The organism is Nostoc edaphicum CCNP1411 (assembly GCF_014023275.1).
GTDB classification, from domain to species: domain Bacteria; phylum Cyanobacteriota; class Cyanobacteriia; order Cyanobacteriales; family Nostocaceae; genus Nostoc; species Nostoc edaphicum_A.
The window spans coordinates 4,344,135-4,369,560 of record NZ_CP054698.1 but is presented as its reverse complement, the minus strand read 5'-3'; the positions used below and the strand labels follow the sequence as shown (position 1 = coordinate 4,369,560).

General features: G+C 43.7%; 25 protein-coding genes. 10 read left to right on the top strand and 15 right to left on the bottom strand.

All coding sequences use genetic code 11. The annotated features are described in order from the left end of the window. Positions 1-439: 439 nt before the first annotated feature. Both carB and dpsA read right to left on the bottom strand, forming a co-directional pair. Entirely contained in the window at positions 440-3,706 is a 3,267-nt protein-coding gene (gene carB / locus HUN01_RS20860) for a carbamoyl-phosphate synthase large subunit (protein WP_181927801.1), read from the bottom strand. A 594-nt stretch (positions 3,707-4,300) separates the two neighbouring features. Continuing rightward, positions 4,301-4,855: a DNA starvation/stress protection protein DpsA gene (dpsA, locus tag HUN01_RS20855; protein ID WP_069073416.1), complete on the bottom strand. Its 555-nt coding sequence runs from the start codon at positions 4,853-4,855 to the stop codon at positions 4,301-4,303. A gap of 518 nt (positions 4,856-5,373) precedes the next feature. Here dpsA and HUN01_RS20850 point away from each other — a divergent pair. From HUN01_RS20850 to HUN01_RS20840, 3 genes are all read left to right on the top strand, one after another. Beyond that, positions 5,374-5,622, top strand: a complete 249-nt coding sequence (locus HUN01_RS20850) for an Asr1405/Asl0597 family protein (RefSeq protein ID WP_181927800.1) — start codon at positions 5,374-5,376, stop codon at positions 5,620-5,622. A gap of 69 nt (positions 5,623-5,691) precedes the next feature. Next, positions 5,692-6,348, top strand: coding sequence for a (2Fe-2S) ferredoxin domain-containing protein (locus HUN01_RS20845; protein ID WP_181927799.1), 657 nt, complete (start codon positions 5,692-5,694; stop codon positions 6,346-6,348). A gap of 368 nt (positions 6,349-6,716) precedes the next feature. Then, positions 6,717-6,962 carry a ribbon-helix-helix protein, CopG family gene (locus HUN01_RS20840; RefSeq protein ID WP_181927798.1) on the top strand — a complete coding sequence of 82 codons (246 nt, stop codon included), beginning with the start codon at positions 6,717-6,719 and terminating at the stop codon, positions 6,960-6,962. A 401-nt stretch (positions 6,963-7,363) separates the two neighbouring features. Here the strand turns inward: HUN01_RS20840 and HUN01_RS35545 are convergent, their stop codons facing one another. Next, complete coding sequence (locus HUN01_RS35545; protein ID WP_238845516.1) at positions 7,364-9,142, bottom strand: tetratricopeptide repeat protein; 1,779 nt, start codon at positions 9,140-9,142, stop codon at positions 7,364-7,366. Between the two features lie 89 nt (positions 9,143-9,231). Beyond that, a complete protein-coding gene (locus HUN01_RS20830; protein WP_181927797.1) occupies positions 9,232-10,032 on the bottom strand; it encodes an ATP-binding protein in 801 nt (266 codons plus the stop codon). 152 nt (positions 10,033-10,184) lie between these two features. Here HUN01_RS20830 and HUN01_RS20825 point away from each other — a divergent pair, with 152 nt between their 5' ends. Beyond that, positions 10,185-10,448 (top strand): hypothetical protein, encoded by a 264-nt coding sequence (locus HUN01_RS20825; protein ID WP_181927796.1) that lies wholly within the window; start codon positions 10,185-10,187, stop codon positions 10,446-10,448. A gap of 439 nt (positions 10,449-10,887) precedes the next feature. Here the strand turns inward: HUN01_RS20825 and HUN01_RS20820 are convergent, their stop codons facing one another. From HUN01_RS20820 to HUN01_RS36325, 4 genes are all read right to left on the bottom strand, one after another. Beyond that, positions 10,888-11,361: a hypothetical protein gene (locus tag HUN01_RS20820; RefSeq protein ID WP_181927795.1), complete on the bottom strand. Its 474-nt coding sequence runs from the start codon at positions 11,359-11,361 to the stop codon at positions 10,888-10,890. 157 nt (positions 11,362-11,518) lie between these two features. Further along, positions 11,519-11,824, bottom strand: coding sequence for a type II toxin-antitoxin system RelE/ParE family toxin (locus tag HUN01_RS20815; protein WP_181927794.1), 306 nt, complete (start codon positions 11,822-11,824; stop codon positions 11,519-11,521). A gap of 2 nt (positions 11,825-11,826) precedes the next feature. Continuing rightward, the gene (locus HUN01_RS20810) at positions 11,827-12,087 is read right to left on the bottom strand and encodes a ribbon-helix-helix domain-containing protein (RefSeq protein ID WP_181927793.1); all 261 of its coding nucleotides are present in this window, start codon (positions 12,085-12,087) and stop codon (positions 11,827-11,829) included. A gap of 44 nt (positions 12,088-12,131) precedes the next feature. Next, positions 12,132-13,259: a Rid family detoxifying hydrolase gene (locus tag HUN01_RS36325; protein WP_181927792.1), complete on the bottom strand. Its 1,128-nt coding sequence runs from the start codon at positions 13,257-13,259 to the stop codon at positions 12,132-12,134. Positions 13,260-13,456: 197 nt separating this feature from the next. On the opposite strand from HUN01_RS36325, the gene HUN01_RS20800 reads away from it, so the two are divergent. Together HUN01_RS20800 and HUN01_RS20795 are read left to right on the top strand one after the other, a co-directional pair. Then, positions 13,457-13,765: a hypothetical protein gene (locus HUN01_RS20800; RefSeq protein ID WP_181927791.1), complete on the top strand. Its 309-nt coding sequence runs from the start codon at positions 13,457-13,459 to the stop codon at positions 13,763-13,765. 2 nt (positions 13,766-13,767) lie between these two features. Continuing rightward, a complete protein-coding gene (locus tag HUN01_RS20795) occupies positions 13,768-14,211 on the top strand; it encodes a type II toxin-antitoxin system VapC family toxin (protein ID WP_181927790.1) in 444 nt (147 codons plus the stop codon). A gap of 64 nt (positions 14,212-14,275) precedes the next feature. Here the strand turns inward: HUN01_RS20795 and HUN01_RS20790 are convergent, their stop codons facing one another. Both HUN01_RS20790 and HUN01_RS20785 read right to left on the bottom strand, forming a co-directional pair. Further along, positions 14,276-14,707 (bottom strand): NUDIX domain-containing protein, encoded by a 432-nt coding sequence (locus HUN01_RS20790; RefSeq protein WP_181927789.1) that lies wholly within the window; start codon positions 14,705-14,707, stop codon positions 14,276-14,278. An 87-nt stretch (positions 14,708-14,794) separates the two neighbouring features. Next, a complete protein-coding gene (locus HUN01_RS20785; RefSeq protein WP_181927788.1) occupies positions 14,795-14,947 on the bottom strand; it encodes a hypothetical protein in 153 nt (50 codons plus the stop codon). Here HUN01_RS20785 and malQ point away from each other — a divergent pair. Further along, positions 14,922-16,430, top strand: a complete 1,509-nt coding sequence (gene malQ / locus HUN01_RS20780; RefSeq protein WP_181927787.1) for a 4-alpha-glucanotransferase — start codon at positions 14,922-14,924, stop codon at positions 16,428-16,430. The genes HUN01_RS20785 and malQ overlap by 26 nt on opposite strands. Before the next feature lie 145 nt (positions 16,431-16,575). Here malQ and HUN01_RS20775 read toward each other — a convergent pair whose 3' ends face one another. Both HUN01_RS20775 and HUN01_RS20770 read right to left on the bottom strand, forming a co-directional pair. Beyond that, entirely contained in the window at positions 16,576-17,388 is an 813-nt protein-coding gene (locus HUN01_RS20775) for a helix-turn-helix domain-containing protein (protein ID WP_181927786.1), read from the bottom strand. Next, on the bottom strand, positions 17,363-18,175 hold the full coding sequence (locus HUN01_RS20770) for a pseudouridine synthase (protein ID WP_181927785.1): 813 nt from the start codon (positions 18,173-18,175) through the stop codon (positions 17,363-17,365). Before HUN01_RS20770 ends, HUN01_RS20775 begins: the two co-directional genes overlap by 26 nt. 137 nt (positions 18,176-18,312) lie before the next feature. On the opposite strand from HUN01_RS20770, the gene HUN01_RS20765 reads away from it, so the two are divergent. Next, a complete protein-coding gene (locus HUN01_RS20765; RefSeq protein WP_181927784.1) occupies positions 18,313-19,026 on the top strand; it encodes an LmeA family phospholipid-binding protein in 714 nt (237 codons plus the stop codon). 152 nt (positions 19,027-19,178) lie between these two features. On the opposite strand, the gene HUN01_RS20760 is transcribed toward HUN01_RS20765, so the two are convergent. Further along, entirely contained in the window at positions 19,179-20,066 is an 888-nt protein-coding gene (locus tag HUN01_RS20760) for a phosphatidate cytidylyltransferase (protein WP_181932762.1), read from the bottom strand. A 224-nt stretch (positions 20,067-20,290) separates the two neighbouring features. Beyond that, complete coding sequence (cbiT, locus tag HUN01_RS20755) at positions 20,291-20,893, bottom strand: precorrin-6Y C5,15-methyltransferase subunit CbiT (protein ID WP_069072620.1); 603 nt, start codon at positions 20,891-20,893, stop codon at positions 20,291-20,293. A 93-nt stretch (positions 20,894-20,986) separates the two neighbouring features. On the opposite strand from cbiT, the gene HUN01_RS20750 reads away from it, so the two are divergent. Beyond that, on the top strand, positions 20,987-22,390 hold the full coding sequence (locus tag HUN01_RS20750) for a serine/threonine protein kinase (RefSeq protein WP_181927783.1): 1,404 nt from the start codon (positions 20,987-20,989) through the stop codon (positions 22,388-22,390). 66 nt (positions 22,391-22,456) lie between these two features. Further along, positions 22,457-22,630, top strand: a complete 174-nt coding sequence (locus HUN01_RS20745; protein ID WP_181932761.1) for a Sec-independent protein translocase subunit TatA/TatB — start codon at positions 22,457-22,459, stop codon at positions 22,628-22,630. Positions 22,631-22,682: 52 nt separating this feature from the next. Here the strand turns inward: HUN01_RS20745 and cphA are convergent, their stop codons facing one another. Then, the gene (gene cphA, locus HUN01_RS20740; RefSeq protein WP_181927782.1) at positions 22,683-25,388 is read right to left on the bottom strand and encodes a cyanophycin synthetase; all 2,706 of its coding nucleotides are present in this window, start codon (positions 25,386-25,388) and stop codon (positions 22,683-22,685) included. Positions 25,389-25,426: the final 38 nt, after the last annotated feature.

The window sequence follows — 25,426 nt, the reverse complement described above, 5'->3', positions numbered from 1 at the left end:
TCACAAGTATCTACAGTTAGATAAAAGGTCGCTTTTTAAACATTTTTCTATTGGAGCCTTGTTAATAATTGTAACATTTATGAGAATGTTTTGGCTAGATGGCGACATTAAATTTCCTGGTTGTTCCAGTTCATGCAACGTCGCCCTCTATCTTAAGGCTGACTAAAAGTCAATTTAAGAAATTATCTAGTTAAAATAATTTTCCTCATATTTGTTAAAGTATCTCAATGAGAACTATAGTCATTCTCTTATAACAATTACTTAATTTTCTTGGGCATTGGGCATTGGGCATTGGGCATTGGGCATTGGGCATTGGGCATTGGGCATTGGGGACTGGGGACTGGGTATTTGAAAAACTTTGTTCTAGTCCCAACCCTTAGTCGCCAATCCCTACTCCCTATTCCCTACTCCCTATTCCCTACTCCCTACTCCCTATTCCCTACTCCCTCACAATCGCGCAGTACTCTTGGATGGTTTTTACGTCCAAAGTCGTATTTTGTAAGGAACGGATGGCGGCGACGGTAGCTTTCGCGCCGGCAATGGTAGTAATGATGGGAATTTTGTAGGCTAAGGCTGTGCGGCGGATTAACCTAGCATCAGTCTGAGCTTCTTCCCCGGAAGGTGTGTTGATAATAAGTTGGATTTTTTGATTTTTGATTGCATCTAGGACGTGGGGACGACCTTCATGGAGTTTTAGGACTAATTCAATATTTAGCCCCTGTTCCAGAAGAACTCGGCGTGTACCAAGGGTAGCCATCACTGTAAAGCCCAAATCGATAAATTCCTTCACCACACCACTTGCAGCAGCTTTATCGCGATCGCTCATTGATACAAATACAGTTCCCGTCAGTGGTAAACGCTCCCCAGCACCCAATTCCGCTTTGGCAAAGGCCCGGCCAAAGTCGCTATCAATCCCCATTACCTCACCAGTGGATCTCATTTCTGGGCCCAATATTGTATCAGTTCCTGGGAATTTATTAAAGGGTAATACAGCTTCTTTTACTGCAATATGTGTGGGGATGATTTCCTCTGTGAAATTTAGCTCCTCTAAGGTTTTGCCCGACATAATTAAGGATGCTAATTTTGCTAACTGTACCCCCGTTGCTTTAGATACAAAGGGTACTGTGCGTGAGGCACGGGGATTAGCTTCCAGAATGTAAACTTGGGGAGAATAGCTACTTGCGCCGATAACGGCAAATTGGATATTCATCAACCCCACAACTGACAACGCTTGCGCTAGCTGCACTGTCCACGTGCGAATTTGATTGAGAACTGCTGGTGATAGGGAAATGGAAGGTAAGGAACAAGCAGAATCTCCTGAGTGAATCCCTGCTTGCTCGATGTGTTCCATGATGCCACCAATCACTACCCGTCCTGTGTGATCGGCGATCGCATCAACATCCACTTCAATGGCGTTTTCTAAAAACTTATCAATCAAAATCGGATGTTCTGGTTCCACTAGTACCGCAAAGGTCATGTAGCGTTCCAACTCAGCATCAGAATAAACGATTTCCATCGCCCGTCCCCCCAACACATAGCTGGGACGCACCACCACCGGATAGCCAATGCGTTTGGCGACAATCAGCGCATCTTCGTAACTCCGCGCAATCCCATTAGGCGGTTGGGCAATATTTAACTGTTGGAGAATCTTTTCAAACCGTTCCCGGTTTTCCGCCATATCGATGGAATCTGGCGATGTACCCCAAATTTTAGTGACCAGTCCAGAAGTGTTATTGGTAAGAAACTCTTGTAATGGGATAGCCAATTTTAGCGGTGTTTGTCCGCCAAACTGGATAATTACCCCAACTGGATTTTCAGTTTCGATGATGTTAAGGACATCTTCTTTTGTTAAAGGCTCAAAGTAAAGGCGATCGCTAGTATCGTAGTCTGTCGAAACTGTCTCTGGGTTCGAGTTGACCATAATCGTCTCATACCCCGCATCCTTCAAGGCATAAGCGGCGTGACAACAACAATAGTCAAACTCAATTCCCTGTCCAATGCGGTTGGGGCCACCACCCAAAATCAAAACTTTGGGCTTAGTTGCTGGCAAAACTTCTGTTTCTTCTTCGTAGGTAGAATAGTAGTAGGGCGTAAAGGCTTCAAACTCAGCCGCGCAGGTATCTACGGTTTTGTAAACTGGGATAATCCCTAGTGACTTGCGGTAAGCGCGAACTTCATCTTCGGTGGTTTTGGTGGCATAAGCAATTTGGCGATCGCTATATCCGTCCCGTTTCACTTCATAGAGTTGCTCTTTTGTCAATTGCTGTAAAGGTGTCCGCTTGAGGAATTTCTCGACATCTAGCAGTTGTTGCAATTTATCCAAGAACCATCGGTCAATACCAGTGAGTTCATAGATTTCCTCAATGGTCATCCCTTGCTGCAAGGCATGACGCACGGCGAAAATGCGATCGGGGTTAGGTGTCCGCAGTTGGGCGCGGATTTGTTCACCACTGGGCAATTTTTCGGCTTTGTCACAACCCCAACCAGCGCGTCCTGTTTCGAGCGATCGCAGTGCCTTTTGGAAGGATTCGTTGAAAGTCCGTCCAATAGCCATTGCTTCCCCGACAGACTTCATTTGAGTTGTCAGTACTGGGTCGGAACCGGGGAATTTTTCAAAGGCGAAGCGGGGAATTTTTGTCACCACATAGTCAATTGTCGGCTCAAAGGATGCGGGAGTTTTCTTGGTGATGTCATTTTTAATTTCATCCAAGGTGTAGCCCACAGCTAGCTTTGCTGCCATCTTGGCGATAGGGAAACCCGTCGCTTTGGAAGACAAAGCCGAACTGCGGGAAACGCGGGGGTTCATCTCAATTACAACCACATCACCATTCAGCGGATTGACGGCAAACTGGATATTAGAACCGCCAGTTTCCACACCGATCTCGCGGATGATTTTAATTGCCATATCCCGCAGCCTTTGATATTCTTTATCAGTGAGGGTTTGCGCGGGAGCGACGGTAATTGAGTCCCCGGTGTGAATGCCCATAGGGTCAAGGTTTTCGATGGAACAGATAATCACCACGTTATCTGCCAAGTCACGCATCACTTCAAGCTCATATTCTTTCCAGCCGAGTAAAGACTGGTCAATGAGAATTTGCGAAACAGGGCTGGCATCTATACCTACCTGTGCCATTTCTTCAAATTCTTCTTGGTTATAGGCAATACCGCCGCCGCTTCCACCCATTGTGAAAGCTGGACGAATAATTAGGGGATAACTACCAATTTGGCGGGCAACAGCTTTGGCTTCTTCCAAAGTTTCGGCTGTGTCGCTGGGACACACAGCTACCCCAATCCTTGCCATTGCCTCACCAAAAAGTTTTCGATCTTCGGCTTTTTCAATGGCTGGTAGTTTAGCGCCGATTAACTCAACGCCGTATTTTTCCAACACCCCATTTTTGGCTAAAGCAACGGCGAGGTTGAGGGCGGTTTGCCCTCCCATCGTTGGTAGTAAAGCATCGGGGCGTTCTTTCTCGATGACTTTTTCGACCAATTCCGGTGTCAGCGGCTCAATGTAAGTGCGATCGGCCGTTTCCGGGTCGGTCATAATCGTTGCAGGGTTGGAGTTGACCAAAACCACTTCATAGCCTTCTTCTCGGAGCGCTTTGCAGGCTTGAGTGCCAGAGTAGTCAAACTCACAGGCTTGTCCAATCACAATTGGGCCAGAGCCTAACAGTAGAATCTTCCGGAGGTCATCACGGCGGGGCATAGTCGTTGCCTTGGAGTACGAGAATACAAATCCTGATTATTTTAAGGGTCTTTACCCCCTGTCGTGCTTTTTATTATTAAGTTTTCTAAGTTTGATGACAGAAAGAGGCAGAGGGGCAGGGAGCAGGGGGCAGGGGGGCAGGGAACAGGGGAGGCAGGGGGAAATGAGGGAGATGAGGGGGACAAGGGAGAATTATTGAACAACTTTCTTCCTTGTCTTTTCCCAATGCCCAATGCCCAATGCCCAACAATTATTTTGTATTTCTAATTTTATTTAATTGTGATGCTCAAATTTTTAAAGCTTTTGCAAATCTTTGTTATTTAAGCTGATGATAACTTTCAACAATTGGTGATTTATTTTGGCATATATCTATTTGCTTATTCAGCACAAATAGATTACTTAGATAAAAATCTATCTTAACTAGCTAATTGCTAAAGGTTTTCAATATTAAATATTATATAAATATGTTTACTTAGATTAAAAATGGCAGAGAAATAGGGATACCATTCTCTGCCACTTTTAATAATATTTTAAGAGTTGGTGCTGCCAACTTTTTCTTTCAGTCTAGGTAGAAAAATCTAGATTATGAGAGTTTTAGCTTTGAGCAGCTTGGACAAATCCTAAAGTTAAGCTGTCTTTGGCGAGGAAGTGAGACAAATGATATGCACGTTCCTCAGTTTTCAACAAAATCTTTTCGTACAGATAGCGTGTGCCCCGATCGCCTAAACTCTCTGCCTGAGCAGCCTGACGACGAATTACGCCAATGATTGCTTGTTCGGCAGCGAGGTCATTTTCCACCATTTGGCGAGAAGAATATACGCCTTCGGATTCTTGCTCAAAAACAGTTAATTCTGCTAATTTGCTAAAGGTAGCTACTGGCACACCACCCAATCCATCCAAACGTTCTCCAATTTCATGGATGTGGTCTTGTACTTGGTTGTAGCTTTCGTTAAAAAACTCATGCAGAGAGTAAAATTCTGAGCCTTCAACTACAAAATGATGCTTTTGGTACTGCAAGTACAGTGCCTGGAAACTAGCTAATATAACGTTGAATCCTTCTGTGACTGGAGCAGTTACGCTGTGATCCAGCAACACGGGATTGTCATATACATGACCAAAATTCCGTAACAAAGTTTGCGTTTCAGACATTGTGTTCCTCTCTTTTCAACAGTTATAGATTTTAACTGCTTATTTTTAACATATTAACATTTTAATAATAAGAGCAAGCCAATTTGCCATCACAAGATTTTGTATTTTTACTTACAAAAAGTCTCAAGTTTATTGTTTGCTGAATGATGGCACACCCATGAAGTTGCATAAATATCTCATTAATATTGACATCCCAGTATAAATATGCATATTTTCCAACAGGAGCGGGGAGTGGTGAAGAAGCAAGGGAGCAGGGGTCAGGATGCAAGGGACAAGGGAGAGAATAAAAAATAAAAATTACCTCTTTCCCCTCTGCTCCCTGCTCCCTGCACCTCTGCCTCTTCCCCCTCTGAATATGGAATAGGTGTAAAAGTTTGATTTTTTTTCCAAAATTAATGAGAATTGTTTGCACTTAAGGTATGCTGGTTTTAAGAGGTTAGACTCCTAAGACTTTCAAAAAGCAGAAAGTTAAATCGCGGTAGTTACTGCAAGTTTGTTGCACTTTGAGGGCAATTTTCTTGAAATCGTTTAGTTCAGAATTAGAAAGCAACCACCTTGTAGAGGTGAATTGGGCAGACCGCTGGCAAGTCTATCAACGCCTAAAGGAGTTAGACATTCCCTGTAGTTGTAAGGCTAACCAGCCATTAGAAGTTGAAATTGGCTCTCCTATGACAGCTGTTCAACTTTGGAGTGTGATCCGGCGATTAACAGCTTCCCGTCAAGACCAGATTTTGACTCTTGAGTGCTGCTGGAAAAACCGCTACTAACAGTTCTAATCTTTGGCTGCTGAGAATATCTCGCTTGATAGCTTGTATTAGTTAAAAGGAGGTTAAAAAATGGGTGCATCTCACAATATGGAAATATCACAATTTTGTCTTGAAGGCAGGTTTATAAATTTTGTTATTAAAGATGGCTATAAGCTGAAAGGTTTATTGCTAGGTACTCATGAGGGTGAATGTTACGTTAAACTTGCTAAACATTTACGGGCTGCTTTTGACTTGCGGCTACCAGCCGGTACTTGGTTACAAGTTGTTGGTTATAAAGAATACGATATAAAAAAAGACAAAGTTACACTGAAAGCTGAACGTGTGATGGCGGCGCGTTCTGAAATGGCGGCAGTTAAAACCATCGCGGCACCACAAAAACCCCCATCGATTGATAATGTCAAGGTAAAACCAGCTAAGACTAAATCCACGATTTTGGTGTGTCAAAAGTCTGATTGCATGAAACGCGGTGGTAAAGCAGTTTGTCAGGCGTTGGAGGCAGCTTTAAGCGATCGCGGTTTAGAAGACCAAGTTACAATCAAGGGCACTGGTTGCATGAAAAACTGTAAAGCTGGGCCTAACTTAGTAATGCCAGATAAAACGCGCCATAGCCGGATTCAAGCTGCACAAATCCCCGCGCTGATGAATCAGCATTTTGGTGACAAGAGTTTATCAGCGCAGCCTGAGAATTTAAGGGAAGTGGCGATATATAATAGCAAGCTTTGCTGATGTCAGTAGGTAAGGATGAATAAACTTTACTATGCAACAAAATGTAACTTCGTTGAAATTTTGGTGATTGCTTTTCGGCGAAACGCTTTGCGTAGCTTGCTTCTTTGCAGAAATACGTTTTACTAGCAATGAGATAGTTGTGGATTTTTCTACCCATCTACTTCGCGAAATCTTGACATTTCAATGAGAAAGCTTAATAATATCTTCTCAAGTGTGTTCCATTAATTAATACTCGGCATTAGACTTTTGCCCAGTATTTGCAAGAGTTTTAAATTAAGCGATCGCCTACGGTTTGTCATGAGTAAGACAAAGTAGTAGTTGCGATCGCTTAATGTTTGTAGGCAATTGGGTTTAGCGATCGCATTGTCATGAGCAACCTCAGCATTCAGCTTCCTGACTCTTTGTACAAAAGTTTGCAGGAACTTGCCAAACAAGACGGGATTTCTATCGATCAGTTTGTGGCGACAGCAGTTGCGGAGAAAATCGCTGCACTCACAACTGAAATTTATCTAGGGGAGTTAGCAAAGCGAGGTAGTCGAGAAAAATACGACGCAGTTTTAGCGAAAGTACCAGATATTGAACCGGAATCTTGCGATCGATTACCCACAGCTTAACAACAAAGCGATCGCCTACGGTTTGTCATAAGCAAGACAAAGTAGTAGTTGCGATCGCTTAATATTTGTAGGCAATTGGGTTTAGCGATCGCCTACGGTTTGTCATAAGCAAGACAAAGTAGTAGTAGCGTAGGCGTAGCCCGCCGCAGGCATCGCTTAATGTTTGTAGGCAATTGGGTTTAGCCGCCAGTCTCCCGAAGGCAAGTTAGCTCGGATTTTGCGCTTACCTGTTTGTCCGCCAGAGATTGAAATCTCAGGCTCATAGCGCAAGTCCACTCAAGTGGACTGAAACCCTTTTCTAGTTTTGTTTAGAAGATTTTAGATGTAAGAGAGAGAATTGATTCTCAGGCGGTTGTTGGGACTTGTGGGTTTTCTGGCGGGTAGGTTGGAAATTACACAACCTAAGTTAGAGAAGACTGCAACAACTGTCGCATGGATTTAGCCTGCACATGGTCAGGGAACACGGTTAAAAAGTCATTTAGGTCTTGGATAGCTGCATGGATAAGCTCTAAGGAAGCACCTTGAGATAAAACATAGCGATATAACTGCTCTGCTGGTTGATTATATTGAGCAACTAAATAGTAAAGGGCTAAGTTAAAGGCATTATTCCAGTCTTTAGCATCTTTTTCGTAATCTTCTTTAGCAAGCTTGATAGCAAGTAGTAAATCAGCCCGTGCTTTATCTGCTTGGTTAAGAGCTAGGTAAGCTAAAGCGCGATTATACAATTTCCAATTACTGTCAGAATCTAAGTTAATAGCCCGGTTGAAATCTGCAAGAGCCTCATTATATAGCTTAAGCATCAAGTAAGTTTGACCGCGATGTACGATCGCCCAGTCATATTTGGGGTTAAGTTCAATCGCACGGTCAAAATCTTTTAGGGCTTCTGGGTAACGCTCCATTGATTGGTAAGTTTGAGCGCGAAGTACGATCGCCCAGTCAAATTTGGGATTGAGTTCAATAGCGCGGTCAAAATCTTGTAGGGCTTCCCTGTAAAACTTCATTCGGTGGTAAGTCCGAGCGCGATGTGCGATCGCCCAGTCAAATTTGGGATTGAGTTCAATAGCGCGGTCAAAATCTTGTAGGGCTTCCCTGTAAAACTTCATTCGGTGGTAAGTTTGAGCGCGAAGTACGATCGCCCAGTCAAATTTGGGATTGAGTTCAATAGCGCGGTCAAAATCTTGTAGGGCTTCCCTGTAAAACTTCATTCGGTGGTAAGTCCGAGCGCGATGTGCGATTGCCCAGTCAAATTTGGAATTGAGTTCAATAGCGCGGTCAAAATCTTGTAGGGCTTCCCTGTAGCACTTCATTTTGTGGTAAGTTTGACCGCGACATGCGATCGCCCAGTCATATTTGGGGTCAAGTTCAATCGCGCGGTCAAAATCTTGTAGTGCTTCTGGGTAACGCTTCATTAAGCGGTAAGTTTCACCGCGCCAACCTAGAGCAATTGGTTGCCATTTAACCTCAATCCTAGAATTCTGTAAGACTGCGGTAAACATTTCCAACGTAACTTGATAAACGTCCTCCTCATAAGCTTTTAACCCATTTGCTAGTTGCTCACCCCAACGCTGAACTTCAGAAGAATCGACATCTTTACCAGCCTGAAGCATTATTTCTGCATATTGTTGGGCAAATTTGCGTTGATTTTTGAGTGCAGCAAGAAATTCATTGAGAGCTACAGATAAATTCTTTTGCGGTGACTGACATAAGTTGTGGTACAACACGTTTAATGTGTGACTTTGCCAGCTAGGATCGCGCTGTTTTTCTTCTTCCTTTAATTGCAGATCATTCCGCAGGCTGTCATAATATTCTGCCAACTTACCATGTATATCAGCCCAACTTTGCGGTGATAAAAGGCGCTTGTGGCGTAACATTTGGGTTTTAACAACATCATGATAAGCCCAGCCGTCGGTACGTTCATTGACAAAGGATGTTTCTTTTAGCCAAGTAAATAACTCGTCAGCTTCTTCTTCTGCTCTCAATTTAGCTATAACATCCCGATTCAAGCACCGAGGAATAGCACCATCAAGCGCCACTTGTCGCCGTTTGGGATCGTCAATCCATTTTAAAAAGCGTTCTACAGCACTGCTGCTAGGCTCAATTACCTGATTGGGGTCATTGGGATGAGTATCTGCTAGCATTCCCACTAGCAGGGGTAAGTTTCCAGAAAGGTGTAAAATCACTTCAACAACGCGATTGTCTGTAATGCCTTTGCGAGTTAGATATTGTTGGGCTTCTTCTTCTGTAAATGGTTCCAGAGGGAAACGAGCTATTACCCCCTCATAAGATGCCCAACAATATCTAATTCATGCCGACCGGCGATGGTTATTAATATATTGAAAGATAATTCACCGTGACGACCCTCCAGAATTTCCCGTAGCCAGTTATCTAGAAATTCTCCGGTGCGTTCATAAGTATCAAAAAACAAAACAACACCAGTTTCTTTAGCAATTTTAAAAATATCTTGCAAAAATAGCGGAGTCAGAACTTCTTCAGGTTCTTGAACTAAACGCACCTCATCTTTATTTGTTATTTTCTTTGCAACATAAGAAGCCCATTCTCCAGCTTGGGTAGCAAAAGCATCCTCATCTACAAAGTCAAATACAGCACCGCCAACGGGAACTCGACGCGCTAGACGCACACCAGTTTTTGCCATAGTTTTCCCAACAAAAGCCGAAAAGCCTTGAGGAGCTTCTGGATCGGTTTCTAATTCTTGGCGCTTTTGACGGTAAACTTTGTAGCGTTCTGTAAACTGCGTTAGTTTATGACCTTGCCGTTCTAAATCCTCAGCTAGACGGCCCATGACTTCTGGTATAGTTTTTTCAGCTTCATCGATGTAAGCCGAAATGATTTTTGCTTCGTCAGCAATTTTACGAAACTGTCGCAGCAGGGTACTTTTTCCAACTCCGCCTTGACCCCAAACGTTATACAAAAAACGACGGCGATCGTCTTCTGGGGGGAATGCTAAATTTTGGCGAAATTGGTTTACTTGGTCTTCACGACCCACAAAACCTGATTGTTGACGCTGCTTAAGAATATCTTGTAGACTCTTGGGCTTGTTTTGTGGGTTCATTACAAGATTCAATTTTGAGGTGCTAATGTTTACAGAATAACTACTAAATATAAATGCTGTATTTCGGAATTTACCAGACTTTTTCTAGGTAATTTTTATGCGTTGACCTTCTGAGGCTCAATGTTGACCTTCTGAGGCTCGACGTTGACCTTTTGAGGCTCAATGTTGACCTTTTGAGGCTCAATGTTGACCTTCTGAGGCTCAATGTTGACCTTCTGAGGCTCAATGTTGACCTTCTGAGGCTCGACGTTGACCTTCTGAGGCTCGACGTTGACCTTCTGAGGCTCGACGTTGACCTTCTGAGGCTCAATGTTGACCTTTTGAGGCTCAATGTTGACCTTCTGAGGCTCGACGTTGACCTTCTGAGGCTCGACGTTGACCTTCTGAGGCTCAAAAATGCCCAGGTGACTCGATGAAGTCCAATACAGACCTAACCCCCAGCCCCTTCCCTACAAGGGAAGGGGAGTAAGATTCCAAGCCTCTCCCCTTGTAGGCTAAGGTGTACACACATATTGGTAATGAAGCCCAAACCCTGGATTTACCCCCCTTAATCCCCCCTTGCAAAGGGGGGAAATATCCGGTTCTCCCCCTTTGCAAGGGGGAGTTAGAGGGGGTCAAAAGGACTTGTGTGTACACCGTAGCCCTTTGTAGGGGAGAGGTTTAGAGAAAGGTCAAAGTGTATTTTAGATAAACGAGATGCGCTATAAAAATCGTAACTATACAAACAAAATCTCCCTCGGCGGGTTTAAAAAATCTTTGGATACAAAGCGCGAAAAGGGCATAACAATGTTATGCCCCTACAAATGACGTGTATTTTACCAAGTTTACAACTGGTATAATTTTCTATTGCAAGCTTTAGCTAACTGGGACTTCGGATTGCTTTTTCTTAGAACGGCGGTAAAACCTGCGTCCCATCTCATCAATTACTGCATCTAAACCTGTGACATCACCGCTAGCTTTGGCATAGCTATAAACTGCTAATGCTGCTGCATAGGCTTCGCTAGCAGAAGCTATACAGGTATCATCTACTAATTCTTGCAGTTGCGTTAGAGACAAAAGCACTGGATACAAGGCTTCAAACAGTGCCAAATCTCGGCGCATCTCTTCTAAATCAAAAGAACGGGGCAAAAAATTAGGGTTCTGTGTCGCCACTTCTAAGGCTTTGCTGACAAAAGCCCGACTTTTATCTCCCATCTTCAACATTGTTCGCCGTTCTTCGGTAGTCAAATCAACCAAAAACGGTAATTTTTCTCTAATTGTAGCGATCGCTTGCATGACTGCTTCTTTATCTGCTGGGGCTAGACTAGCACTGATGCGATTTTCTGCCATTTTTAATACTCCTCTAGGGTACTTAGTTTCAGTATTCCCAAAGTTCTAGAGGCGATCGCATTTGCTGAGAGGTAATTAACAGAGTTTTATATGCACTTTACAGCAAGCCAAAAAACGTCTTGATATTTTCTTATCTCAGTTAACAAAATTTATGGCTTTACTCTTCATCTGACTCTGCAAATAAAGATTCTAAATCTTGACGACCGCTGACAACGCGCAAAATTTTAACCCCATCATCAATTACTTGGTAGAGAATGACATATCCATCTAGCGGTAAGCCACGTAATGAAGGTTTAATATGAGCATAGCTGCGTCCCATATTTGGAAACACCGCTAAATTTTGACATTTATTGTTAAACTCTCTAAATAGTTTTTCTCCTGCTTCTAGGTTGCGGATTAAAAAGTAATCAGAAATTTCATTTAAGTCGCGACTAGCAGATAGTGAAATGACATAGCGGCTCATTACTAAGCCTCACGCGCCTTTTGGAATTTTTCTAGTATCTGCATCACTACAGTTTCGCCATCCAAAACTTCCCCTCGTTCAATTTCAGCAATTGCTACATCAACTTTTTGCCGGGTTTCTTCCACCCATTGCACATACTCAGAATTTAATTTATCTAGCAGATGAAATGCTACATCAATTACTTCATCTGCATTTGTAAATTTTCCACTAGCAATTTGGGCTTGGATAAATTGCTCATGTTCAGGTTTCAGTTCAATGTTCATGATTTATCTCTCTGAAATCAGCTTTAGCAATGATTCTATTTCCTCTAACCGCTAATTACAGCGATCGCATCAATTTCTACCAACACATCTTTAGGTAAGCGCGATACCTGCACACAAGCCCGTGCTGGGGCTGTATCTTCCGGGAAATATTTTGCATAAATGGCATTCACTGCCGCAAAATCATTCATATCAGCTAAAAATACAGTGGTTTTCACCACATCTTGGAAAGTCGCCCCGGCTGCGGTGAGGATGGCTTCAAGATTAGCTAATACCTGCTCAGTTTGCTTTTTGACATCATCAGTGTAGACGACATCACCAAGGCGGGGATCGATGGCAATTTGTCCAGCTATGAATAAAAATTGACCTGAAGCTGCGATCGCTTGATTATAAGGGCCCACGGGTGCGGGTGCGTTATCAGTATTAATTACTTTACGGGTCATAGATATTACTTTCTCCAACGATGTTTCCTGTTTACCGATTTCCATCTCAGAGGCGATCGGTTTGTAGACTTCTCCATCTGGCATTATCGCATCAGTTAGGTCAGCATCTTTAAAGGTTGCTCCATAGATATTTGCTCCAGTTAGATTTGCCTTCTTCAGGTTTGCTTCATCGAAGTTTGCCATCATCAAGTTTGCATCTGAAAGACAAGCTCTTTCTAGATTTGCTCTTTGCAGACAGGCTTTGTTGAGATTTGCTTTTTCTAAGCAAACCCTAACCAGATCAGCCTCAGCTAAATCTACCTCTGATAGATTACATTTATCCAAAGTGACACCCCTGAGTATGGCTTTCTGGAGATTTGCCCCATGAAAATTTACTTCAGTTAGTTTTATCTGAGTAAAGTTTGCGCTAGTCAAGTCTGCCCCACTCAGATTTGCATTACTCAAATTTGCACAACTTAAGTCCGCACCGCTCAAGTCTGCCCAACTAAGATCAATTGAAGAACCTTCTATTCCACTCAAATTTGCATTTGTTAAAGATGCTCTACTAAGTCCTGCATTATTAAGGTTCGCTTTGGTCAGGGTTGCCTCACTTAAGTCTGCTCCATTTAAATTTGCTTTGCATAACTTTATCCCACTTAGGTTTGCACCTTTGAGGTCTACTCCTCCAAGATCGGCAGAATCAAAGTTCCGGCATTGTCCGGCGTAGTTCTCCAAGAGTGTCTCAGCATCCATAATGCACCTTTAAATACCACTGACACAGTATAATCACAAAAACTTTGTGTCATAGATATTCCTCTCCCATCCTCTCTTTACGCCTCTGCGGTTCGTTCCTCCTACCCCAACCTAGAACGTATCCGCAGAATGCCGCCAAGTCAGCATCGCGATCGCACTCGTATAATACTGTTACGACAGACTGCAAAATATCATTGATGAATATTAAAGAACTACTACTCCAAGAAATTGAATCATCCTCAGATGTTTTACTAGCTGAAACACTAGATTTTTTGCGTTTTCTCAAGACAAAACCAGGAACCGAGGAAATATCTCTTGACCTGTCAACGGAAAAAAATGATGATACTTCCAATCAGACAACAAAACCGGAAATACAGGAAGCAACACCAATTATTAGAGGCTCTAAAGCAGAAGACTTACTAAAATTTGCTGGAACCTGGCAAGGGGATGATTTTGAGGAGTGCTTGCAGCTTGTTTACGAAACTCGTTCCCCGGCTGAATTTTAGTGATGTACCTCCTAGATACCAACCATTGTAGCCGAATCATTTTTGGAGAAACAAACGTCATTCGTCGGTTACAAGAACATATCGGCTTAGGCGTTGCAACTAGCGTTATTGTGCAAGGTGAACTCCTTTACATGGTGCAAAAGTCTTCTCAACAAGCAGCAAATCTTCGCTTTGTCAGAACTTTTCTGCAAACCATTGACCTTTATCCCATTAGTGGAGGAGTTGCAGATGTTTACGGTAGCCTCAAAGGAGAAATTGTCGAAAATTTTGGCCCCAAAGACAAAGCAAAGCGTAGAAAGTTTACAGTTCAAGATTTGGGTTTTAGCGATAACGACTTGTGGATAGCATCAACTGATTTGCACTATAACCTCACCGTCGTCTCAGGGGACAGCGATTTTCAAAGGATACAACAGGTGCAAGCCTTAGCGTTAGAATCTTGGCTTTGACATATTCCTGCGGAACGTTTACCCAAACTCTATGGTATGGAATTACAGATATTCTTCTCCCCTCTTACCCCAACCTCGGACGTATCCCATAATGCCGATATCGCCAATAATCGCGCAGAATGCGATCGTGGTCAAAACATAAGTTACCAGGGACACGCCAAGACTCAAAAATTCCTACACCCTTAGCATCATCCCCAGCCACAGGTTCTCCCGTCGCTGTCGCTAAAAATACAATACTAATGGTATGCTGACGCGGATCGCGATTGGGGTCAGAATACACCAGTAATTGTTCAATTAATTCCACCTGCAAACCCGTCTCTTCCTCAGCTTCTCGCCGCGCCGCCACTTCCACCGCTTCACCATAATCCACAAAACCACCAGGAATAGCCCAACCTAAGGGTAGATTATGTCTTTCAATTAACACTATTGGCCGATGAGGTCGATCTACTAGTTCAATGATGATATCAACTGTCGGTGCAGGGTTTCGGTAAGTCATAGTTATTTAGTCATTGGTCATTGGTCATTGGTCATTGGTCATTGGTTATTGGTCATTGGTTATTGGTCATTGGCTATTGGTCATTGATCATTCACAAAGGACAAATGACAAATGACAAATGACTTTACCTACAAATACTGTTCCGTGATAAATTCGATGCGATCGCACAGCGTGTCCATCAGACAATTGCTCCTTCACATAATTCAGGTTAAATATGCCTTTTCCTAGATCCAGTGGCATTTTGCTGCATCCTACTTCCTTTCCTAGCCGATTTGGCGTTGGGGATTTAGGCTTAGAAGCCTATCGCTTCATTGATTTCCTTAAAGATAGCCATCAACAATATTGGCAAGTTTTACCTTTAGGTCCCACTGGATACGGCAATTCCCCGTATATGTGCTACTCGGCAATGGCAGGAAATCCTCTGCTAATTAGCCCAGAAAAACTCTTAGAAGAGGGTTTGCTATCTGAAGAAGACTTTGCTAATTTACCAGGATTTCCAGGAGAAAAGGTAAACTTCGACCAGGTTGTGCCAATTAAGATTGGGCTACTCAAAAAAGCCTGTGAAAATTTTAGAGTGAATGCTACGCCTATCCAACAAAAAGAGTTTGCAGGTTTTTGCGACAGCAAAGCTTACTGGCTAGATAATTACGCTTTATTTATGGCGCTGAAAGATGCTCACAATGGCGCAAGCTGGCATATATGGGAAACAGAATTTGTCAAGCGGGAACCGGAAGCATTAGCTCAGGTAGAGCGTCGCCTCAACGGAGATATTTTCTATTACAAGTTTGTCCAATTTGAGTTTTTCCGGCAGTGGTCAGACCTGAAAAGCTACGCTAATATGCGCGGCATTGACATTATCGGTGATATCCCCATCTACGTAGCTCATGATAGTGCCGACGTGTGGGCACATCCCGACATCTTTTGCTTAGATGAAGAGACGGGAGAAGCTGCCCAAATGGCAGGAGTTCCACCGGATTACTTTAGCGCCACCGGTCAATTGTGGGGAAACCCGGTTTATAACTGGGAGGAATTGCAAAAACAAGACTTTAAGTGGTGGGTACAACGCTTTGAGGCAATGCTGGATTATGTAGATATAATTCGCATTGACCACTTCCGGGGTTTCGAGGCTTATTGGTCAGTACCCAAAGGTGAAGAAACTGCCATGAATGGCGAATGGGTGGAAGCACCTGGAGATGCTTTTTTTGAAGCGATCAAACAGAAGTTGGGCAAGCTACCCGTCTTGGCAGAAGATTTGGGAGTAATTACACCAGAGGTAGAAGCCCTGCGAGACAAGTATGAATTTCCTGGGATGAAGGTTTTGCAGTTTGCCTTTGGTTCTGATCCCGGTAATCCATTTTTACCGTTCAATTACCCGCGAAATGCTGTAGTTTACACTGGCACTCACGATAATGACACAACTGTAGGCTGGTTCAATTCAGCTAATGACAACGAAAAGCATAACTTATGGCTTTATTTAGGTTGTATCAGTTCTGAAGGCATTCAATGGGATTTGATTCGCCTAGCTTTGAGTTCCATAGCCAACCAAGCAATTATTCCTTTGCAAGATGTCTTGGGATTAGGAAACGAAGCGCGGATGAATTTTCCTAGTGTTGCAGAGGGTAACTGGGAGTGGCGCTATCAAGCAGGAGCGTTGAGAGACGAATTGCGCGATCGCTTGAAAGTTCTTACAAGACTCAATGGACGCGCCCCGCAAGAACAATAAGGCAGGGAGGGGCAGGGGAGGCAGGGGGAGATGAGGGGGACAAGGGGGACAAGGGAGAATTATTGAATAAGTTTCTTCCTTGTCTCCCCCCTCTTTCTTGTCTTCCTTGTCTTTGCCCAATGCCCCATGCCCCATGCCCCATATTTCAAAACTTAGGCTTGGCAGCAATCCTCACTTCTTCCTCTTTCCCTGGCTCTCCCATTTCTTTAGCTTTCTCTTGATTGACGCTCATCAAAACACCACCCGCATTATCAGTTTTCACTGTCAGCTGCTCTTGGGCTTTCCAAATTCGGTGAGTTCCCTCTGGGAGAATACCCTCAAACTCGATTTTGCCATCGGCTACAACGCGAATCCAAGATGATGCTTTCAAGGTGACACCAATCTGTAAAGTCTGTCCCTGTTGAATGCCGTTAAGGGTATCGCTGACAGGTTGAACTTTTAATGACTCTTTTGGTTGGGTTGGCTCTGGTTTATCAATAGACTTTTGTTTTAGGTATGGCTGATTTTGGCTATTACTTGCTTGTAGTACTGCGTTATTTAATAACTGAGATAAGCCATTTACAGAGCATACAATTAGCAATATGTAAAGAAAGTAAAGATGAATCGGACGTAGTTGATCAAGGCGTGAAGTATTCCCCATACCTTGGGGGTTCAGTTGTGCAGAACTGATCGGAAAAGTGCCAGAAAATTCGACTCCATTCAGTCCTAGTGCATCGGCAAATTGCCTAATCAAACCCTGAATATAGACTGGTTCTGGCAGATCGTTTAAATTACCTTCTTCGATTGCCTGCAATAATCGCCGGGGAACCCTGGTTAATACAACCACTTGCTCTAGAGATAAACCCTGTTCTTGCCGCAATGCCCAAAGTTGAGCGCCCATTTCTGCCAACTTTTCGGCTCGTTGTTGCTCTAATGAAAGTGATGGCTGGTGATTATTCTTCTTTCTTAGCCATTTCATGCCTACTGACACTCCTTAACTCCACTGAATCTTTAATAGGTTGCGTTATTTGCTCTTGCAAAAAGTGAATCTCATCATCTGTGAGGGAACGATATTGACCCTCTGACAAAAAGGGTGCTTTTAGAGTTTGTAATTGAATTGTGCCGATCGCAGTCCGATGTAGTTGGATTACTGGATATCCTAACTGTTTAGCTATACGGCGAATTTGACGATTTCTTCCCTCCTGCAACACTATTTCTAACAAGCTTTGCTCGGTACGACGTTCTACAAGGTGTACCTTCGCAGTCCTGGTTTTTTTTCCCTCCAACATCACACCCTGACGCCACATTTGTAGAACTGCTTCTGGAGGATGTCCTTTGACCAAAACATGATATGTCTTGGAAATACTGTGGCGGGGATGGGTTAGTCCAAATGTCAGATTTCCGTCATTGGTCAGGATTAATGCTCCTGTAGAGTCTGCATCTAGACGCCCCACTGGGTGAATACCTGAACCCTCTCGTAATTCTTTCGGTAGTAGATCCAGGACTGTTGATCTGCCGTGAGGGTCGTAGCAAGTCGAAACTACGCCCACTGGTTTGTGCAGCAATAGATATATTAAAGCCGGACGCTGCTTTTCGGATACAGGTTTACCATCAATTGCGATCGCATCTTTTTGGGGATCAACCTTTTGACCTAAATGGGCCAATACCCCATTAATCCGCACCCGTGAGTGCCTAATCATTTCCTCGGCTTCACGACGTGAGGCGATACCCCATTGAGCAAGAATTTTTTGTAACCGTACCTCCATGTGGAAATTGCTTATTTACTGTTAACAATTAAATGATATTTGCATTTTGTAGCGAGTAGGCATAAATGTTACATTTAAAGCTTGTTTAATTTCTATTCGGTTGTTGAGCAAATACTCATACATAGATTGGTTAGTAGATGTCAGAGCAAAATTCACAAACAACAAATGCAAATAAAATCCGCATAATTACGCAGGTACTTACAAAAGCACTAAAGCTTTGGTTGAGAACACAAGTGAGCCAAATATCGGAATTAGAAGTGGAGATAAAAGCGAGCGATCGCCAACTTTTCTCTGGACGCATTCCTTTAGTATCTATCTTTGCTAGTCATGCAGTTTATCAGGGCCTCCTCATTACAAAAATTCAATTAATAGCAGAAAATATTCGGATAAATATCGGCTCCGTACTCAAGGGAAAACCCCTGCGACTGTTAGAAACAGTACAAGTAGGTGGCAATTTAATCGTAGACGAGAAGGATCTCAATGCTTCTCTCTCATCTGATTTATTATCAACTGCTTTGAGTGATTTATTGGTTAAGGTTTTACCAACACATTACCCACAGTCACAACCAATTAATTGGCAAGAAATTCTGATCGGGAACAACCAAATTATACTGCGAGGTTTGAGAGTAACCAATAGTGAAACAACGCCTCTAGAAATTTGTCTGGGGTTACAGTTACTCAGTGGGCATGAGTTGCAAGTAGCACAGATCCAAATCAACCACGAGCAAGGAAATATATTGGAAGACAATCATGAGTACAATCTGGATCTTGGCTCAGATGTCGATATCGAAGAGCTAACGCTGATCCCAGGAAAGCTGGTGTGTCGTGGGCGGATTAACGTTAATCCTTGATGATGATGGATTAAAAATATTAGTACCTTATTTTAAATAATATGGCGGATATTGGGTAGTAGGAAGTTGGGTCAGAGGGGAACAGAGGAAAATAACCAATGCCCAATGCCCAATGCCCAATGCCCCATGCCCCATGCCCAATTCCCAACTAACTATTTACTAAGTAGCGGCAAAAGTAATGTCACAAAATAATAAACCAAAGGAGCAGTGAAAATATAGCTGTCGGTACGGTCTAAAATACCACCGTGACCGGGGATTAACTGTCCAGAATCTTTGACTCCAGCATCCCGCTTGAGTAGAGATTCCGTTAGATCCCCTAAAAGACTAGCAATGCCAATCAGTAAACCTAATGCTAGACCAGTAAAGGGGGATCTGGGCAAGTGGAGATAATAGGCTCCTGCTATAGCTACGGCAATACTTGAAGTAATACCAAAGACAGCACCTTCTACAGTTTTTTTCGGGCTAATATCAGACAGACGGGTTTTACCAAAGAATTTACCAATGGTATAAGCACCAATATCGGCTGCCCAAATACACAAAAAAGTCAGCAGTGTTGCTGTAAAACCTTGTGATAAAGAAGCGGAATTTGCCTTTTCCCAGAAATCTGTCCAGGTTGCGGGCCAGTATCCTCCGAAAGGGAGATTGCTAAAAGCAGCACTATCAATTGCTCGTAACCGCACCCAGTAACTCGGCAAATAACCTACGTAAAATAGCCCCATAATAGAAGCGGAAACATCAGCGATCGTGGCAAACTTTGGCTGAAACAGCAGGTAAAAACAAATAAGTGTGCCAGCTATTGGCATTACAGCGTCAGCTAAACTGCCATCCAGGGTACAAATCGCCAGCAATATTTGGCTAACAGCCATAGTGGTTTTTGCGGCAGGAGCGATGCCTCTGGCTCGCACCAAATTAAAATATTCCTGTTGACCCAAAAAGATGATGACCGCAAAGATGATGGTAAAGTACCAACCCCCCAAAAGGGTTGCTGAAAGAGCAAGAGCGATCGCAACAATTCCACTTATAATCCGAGACCAAGGCATAAAAGTATTAAATATTGGGAATGGGGCATTGGGCATTGGGAATTGGGAATTGGGCATTGGGCATTGGGCATTGGGCATTGGCGCAGCTTCTTGTAGAGAAGTATTAGGCATTAACTTAGTTATTCTTTCTTCCCCTGTTTTCCCTGCTACCTCTATTTCCTCATCTCCGTTTTACTCCTTCCTTTGCCCCCTCTTCCAATGCCCCATGCCCCAATCCCCATTCCCTAATCCAGTTTCTCACCACTGAGGATAAAAATGGGATCAACGGCGGTAAAGGTTTGAGAAAAGCCTCGTGTCTCTAGGCGGTTAACCGCAGACTGGACGACTTCGATATTTCTAGCCCTCAACAGAGAAAAGCTTTGGGAAATAGCATACAGACTTTCTAGATTAGCAGCTGTGGCTACAACCCGACCGGATGGCGGCAAATAATGCCAAGCTGCTTGCAGAATTTCCTGAATGGGTCGGCCTCCCTCGATACAAACACGGTGAGGGGTAATTTTGAGATCATGTAAACACTCTGGGGCACTGCCTTCAACAACTTCGACATTTTTCACATCAAAGCGATCGCAGTTACGCTTAATTAGATTAGCTACTTCTTCATCTCTTTCTATAGCAATAATCTTTCCACCTGGACACAATAGCCCCACCTCTACCGGAATTGTACCCGTCCCTGCGCCAATATCCCACAACACGGAATCTGATTTTAGTCGCAGTTGAGAAATTAATAGCAGTCGGACTTCTCGCTGACTCAGGGGAATTCCTGGCAAATGTTCAAACAATTCATCGGGAATACCAGGGGTAATATAAGGCCAAAGTTGGGAGGGCATAGAATTACGCAATTATACTAAAGATATCGATTTGCCAAATTGAAAAGCTATAAGCTATAAAACTTTTCAACCGTAGCATTACAAGAAACCATAATGATTGGCGAAATATTAAGCGATCGCTATGAAGTTCAGCAGCTATTAGGAAAAAAAGCAGGGCGGCGGACGCTATTAGCTCGTGATTTGCAAACTCAGGAATTAGTTGTTATCAAGTTACTCTCTTTTGGTAGTGACTTTGAATGGGATTCACTCAAGCTGTTTGAGCGAGAAGCCGAAACTTTAAAAAACCTAGCACATCCCTCAATTCCTGGCTATTTAAACTATTTTGAGGTAAATTTACCAACCATCAAAGGATTTGCTCTAGTACAAACTTATATCCCTGCACAAACCTTAGAGCAATGCTTACAAACTGGGCGGACTTTTACAGAAGCTGAAGTCAAATATATAGCCAAAGCACTTTTAGAGATTCTTGTTTACCTACATGGGCTGTATCCGCCTGTGATTCACCGTGATATTAAGCCTAGCAATATTTTATTGGGCGATCGCTCTGGTAATAGTATCGGTCAAGTTTATTTGGTAGATTTTGGCTCAGTGCAGACAGTCCTGGCTACCGAAACCGGGACAAGAACTGTGGTAGGAACTTATGGCTATATGCCACCAGAGCAATTTGGCGGACGCACTGTTGCAGCATCAGACCTTTATAGTTTAGGTGCAACCTTAATTTATTTAGTTACGGGCAATCACCCAGCCGATTTACCTCAAAAGGATTTTCGGATTCAGTTTGAACAACTGGCTAATCTCAGTCCCAGCCTGACTAGTTGGTTAAAGTGGATGATTGAACCTAGTTTAGAACGGCGTTTGAGTTCTGCTGAAGAAGCGATCGCAGCTTTGGAGAAACCACAACCAACAAACTTGCCTACTTTATTTGTTGGCAAACCAGACGGGAGTAAGATTCAACTAACGAAAAATGCAGACTCTCTAGAAATTATCGTTCCACCAGCTGGTTTTGATCCATCAATAATATTCACAGGTTTATTTGCGATCGTCTGGAATTCATTTATCCTCTTTTGGACAATTGGCGCACTCTCAGCGCCTTTTCCTGTCAACATCCCCTTTGCCTTGTTCTCAGTTCCTTTTTGGGGTGCTGGCTTTATGATGGTGTATAAACTTTTCTTTAATTTGTTTGGACGCATCTGTTTACGCTTAAATCCCGAACAAATTGCCTTAACCTGGGAGTTGTTTGCTTGGAAATTTTATCGTCCTCGCGCATCGCCAAGACAAAGTATTACTAAGTTGGTTTATATTCCAAAACATTTTACTAAAGACTCAGAAGGGACTAGAATTGCCGTTCCAGCACAATTGGATATTTGGGTAGGAGTAAAAAAATATCAACTTGGTAGTTTTGGTGGTGCGATTAAATCTGAAGCGGAACTGGAATGGCTAGCTGAGGAATTAAGCGATTGGTTAGATTTGCCAATTACCAATCCAATTAGAAGTTAGTTGCACTCATCGGATTTGAGCCATCAATGTCTATATTTAATTACAGAAGCCTTAGAGGAAATTTATATGTTTGGACTGGGATGGCCAGAAATAGCTGTAATTAGCATAGTTGCTATTCTAATTTTCGGCCCAAAAAAAATTCCCGAACTGGGAACTGCACTGGGCAAAAGCCTACGAGGTTTTAAGGAGGAGATGAAAACCCCCAGCGAGGAAACCAATCAGGAAGAAGAAAAACAGTAATTAAAAAAGTCAGAAGACAGGAGTCAGCGCACTGCTTCCTCCTGATTCCTGACTACAGCAAGGTATTCACAACAGAAGAAGGTGTGATTCCATTTTGGGAATCGATGACAGTTGTGCCAGGATTTTGTTGGTGTGTCTCTTCTTTCGCTAAACCACGCAGCTTAATTAACTTAATAGCCCTAGTCACGCTTTCTGGTAAAATCACCACCAGACTGTTATCAGGAGCCATGTCTAGACCTTTATTTATCGCTTGGGTTTCATCCAGAATTGATTCATAGCGGCTATCAGGCTTAACTTCGGTGATGCCTTGAATAATCAATTGGGCGGCTGATCCCCGTGCCCGTCCCCGTGTGTCATCGTCTTCTTTGATGATGATGTAATCAAAAATTTGTGCTGCTAATTTGCCCAAAGTAACAAAGTCTTCGTCACGGCGATCGCCTGGGCCACCAATTACGCCAATTCGTTGTCCTGTAGTCCAGTTCCGCACAAAGGAACCGACAGCTTCATAACTGGCTGCATTGTGGGCATAGTCCACCAAAGCATGGTAGTTTCCTAAATTAAATAGATTCATTCGTCCCGGCGTTTGACTAACTGAAGCCCGGAAGGTCTTCAAACCAGCCCGAATCTGTTCAATTGTGACGTTTTGCACGAATGCGGCCAAACTTGCAGCTAAAGCGTTGGCAATCATAAACGGCGCACGTCCGCCCATTGTTAAAGGTATATTTTCGGCTCTTTCTATGCGGTGTGTCCAATCACCTTTAACAATTGACAAATAGCCATTTTCATATACTGCCGCTACTCCACCCTTTTGGATGTGCTTTCGCACTAGTTCCGAGTCGGGATTCATCGTGAAGTAAGCAATATTAGCCTTAGTTTTTTCTGACATGGCGGCGACGCGACGATCATCCGCATTTAGTACCGCATAGCCATCCGGGAATACGGCTTCTGCTACTACACTTTTGAGGTTAGCTAACTGCTCAATGGTATCTATATCGCCAATTCCTAAGTGGTCGGAGGCTACATTTAAAACCACGCCCACATTTGCTGCTTCAAAGCCCAATCCAGAGCGGAGAATGCCACCGCGAGCCGTTTCCAGTACCGCTACTTCCACTGTGGGATCTTGGAGGATGACGTGGGCACTTTGAGGGCCTGTGTTATCACCAGCTTCTACTAAGTAATCACCGATATATGTTCCATCAGTAGTAGTATATCCAACTACTTTCCCAGTCTGTTTATAAATATGTGCTAGTAGTCGGGTAGTAGTGGTTTTGCCATTAGTGCCTGTGACACTGAGAATCGGAATTTGGCTAGATTGCTCGTTAGGAAACAGCATATCCATCACTGCGCCAGCAACGTTACGGGGAATACCCACGCTTGGAGCAACGTGCATCCGAAAACCGGGAGCGGCGTTAACTTCAACAATTACGCCATCGACTTCCCGCAACGGACGGCTAATATCCGTAGTGACGATATCGAGTCCGGCGATATCTAAGCCGATAATCTTAACTACCCGTTGTGCCAACCAAAGATTTTCTGGATGAATTTCATCAGTACGGTCTACAGCACTACCACCTGTACTCAAGTTTGCCGTTGCCCTAAGATAACAAATAGTACCCTTGGGTGGCACGCTATTTAGGGTGTAACCTTGCCTTTCTAGCAACTGGTAGCTAGTGCGGTCTAGTTCAATCTTTGTGAGGACGTTATCATGTCCTTCACCCCGATTTGGGTCAAGGTTTGTTTCCTCAATTAGTTCGGAGATGGTGGATCTACCATTGCCAATAACGTGAGCCGGTACGCGCTCGGCTACTGCTACTACTTTGCCATTTACCACCAATACTCTGTGGTCACGCCCAACGTAATATCTTTCGACAATAATTGATCGGGAAACCTGTCTAGCAGCTTCGTATCCGGCTTCAGCTTCTTCCCAAGTTCTGATATCAATGGTGATCCCGCGTCCGTGATTACCATCCAGAGGCTTGATAACGATGGGATAGCCGCCAACGTATTCAATGGCTTGTTCCAAATCGTCTAAGAAGTTGATCACCGTACCTCTGGGAACTGGCGCACCAGCGGCAGCGAGAATGCGTTTAGTGGCTTCTTTATCGCAAGCTAGTTCTACGCCCAGAATGCTGGTGTTGTCGGTCATTGTGGCCTGCATTCGCTTCTGATTCACGCCATAGCCTAGCTGAATCAAAAAGCGGGCTTCCAGAGACATCCAGGGAATACCTCTTTTTTCTGCTTCTTTAACGATCGCTTCCGTAGAAGGGCCCAAGGAAGCATCACGGGTGAAGTCTTTCAGGTCTTGGATATCTTGCTCTAGTTCTGCCTTGGGATAACGGCCTCGATCAACGATACTCTGGCACAGCCGGACTGCGGCTCGCCCAGCGTAACGTCCCGCTTCCTCATTCAGGTACTCGATCACTACTTGGTAAATTCCGGGTGTGGCAGTTTCGCGGGTGCGGCCAAAGCCGACATGCATACCAGCTAATTCCTGGAGTTCTAGGGCTACGTGTTCCACTATGTGACCGATCATAGTGCCTTCTTTCACTCGCATCAAAAAACCACCACGACAGCCAGGTGAACAATAATGGCCTTCCAGACTCGGCAGCGCCTCAACTAATCCTTCATAAAAGCCAGGGATTTCATTCGAGGGCGTCTCGCCAAGGGTTTCTAAATCGAGGCGCATGACGATCAGTTTGTGGCGTCGAATGCTCCAATAGTTTGGGCCGCGTAAGGTCTGGATCTTGAGGATTCTCATGGGAATAGGTAGATGGAGATTCGGAACCAAAATTCTAG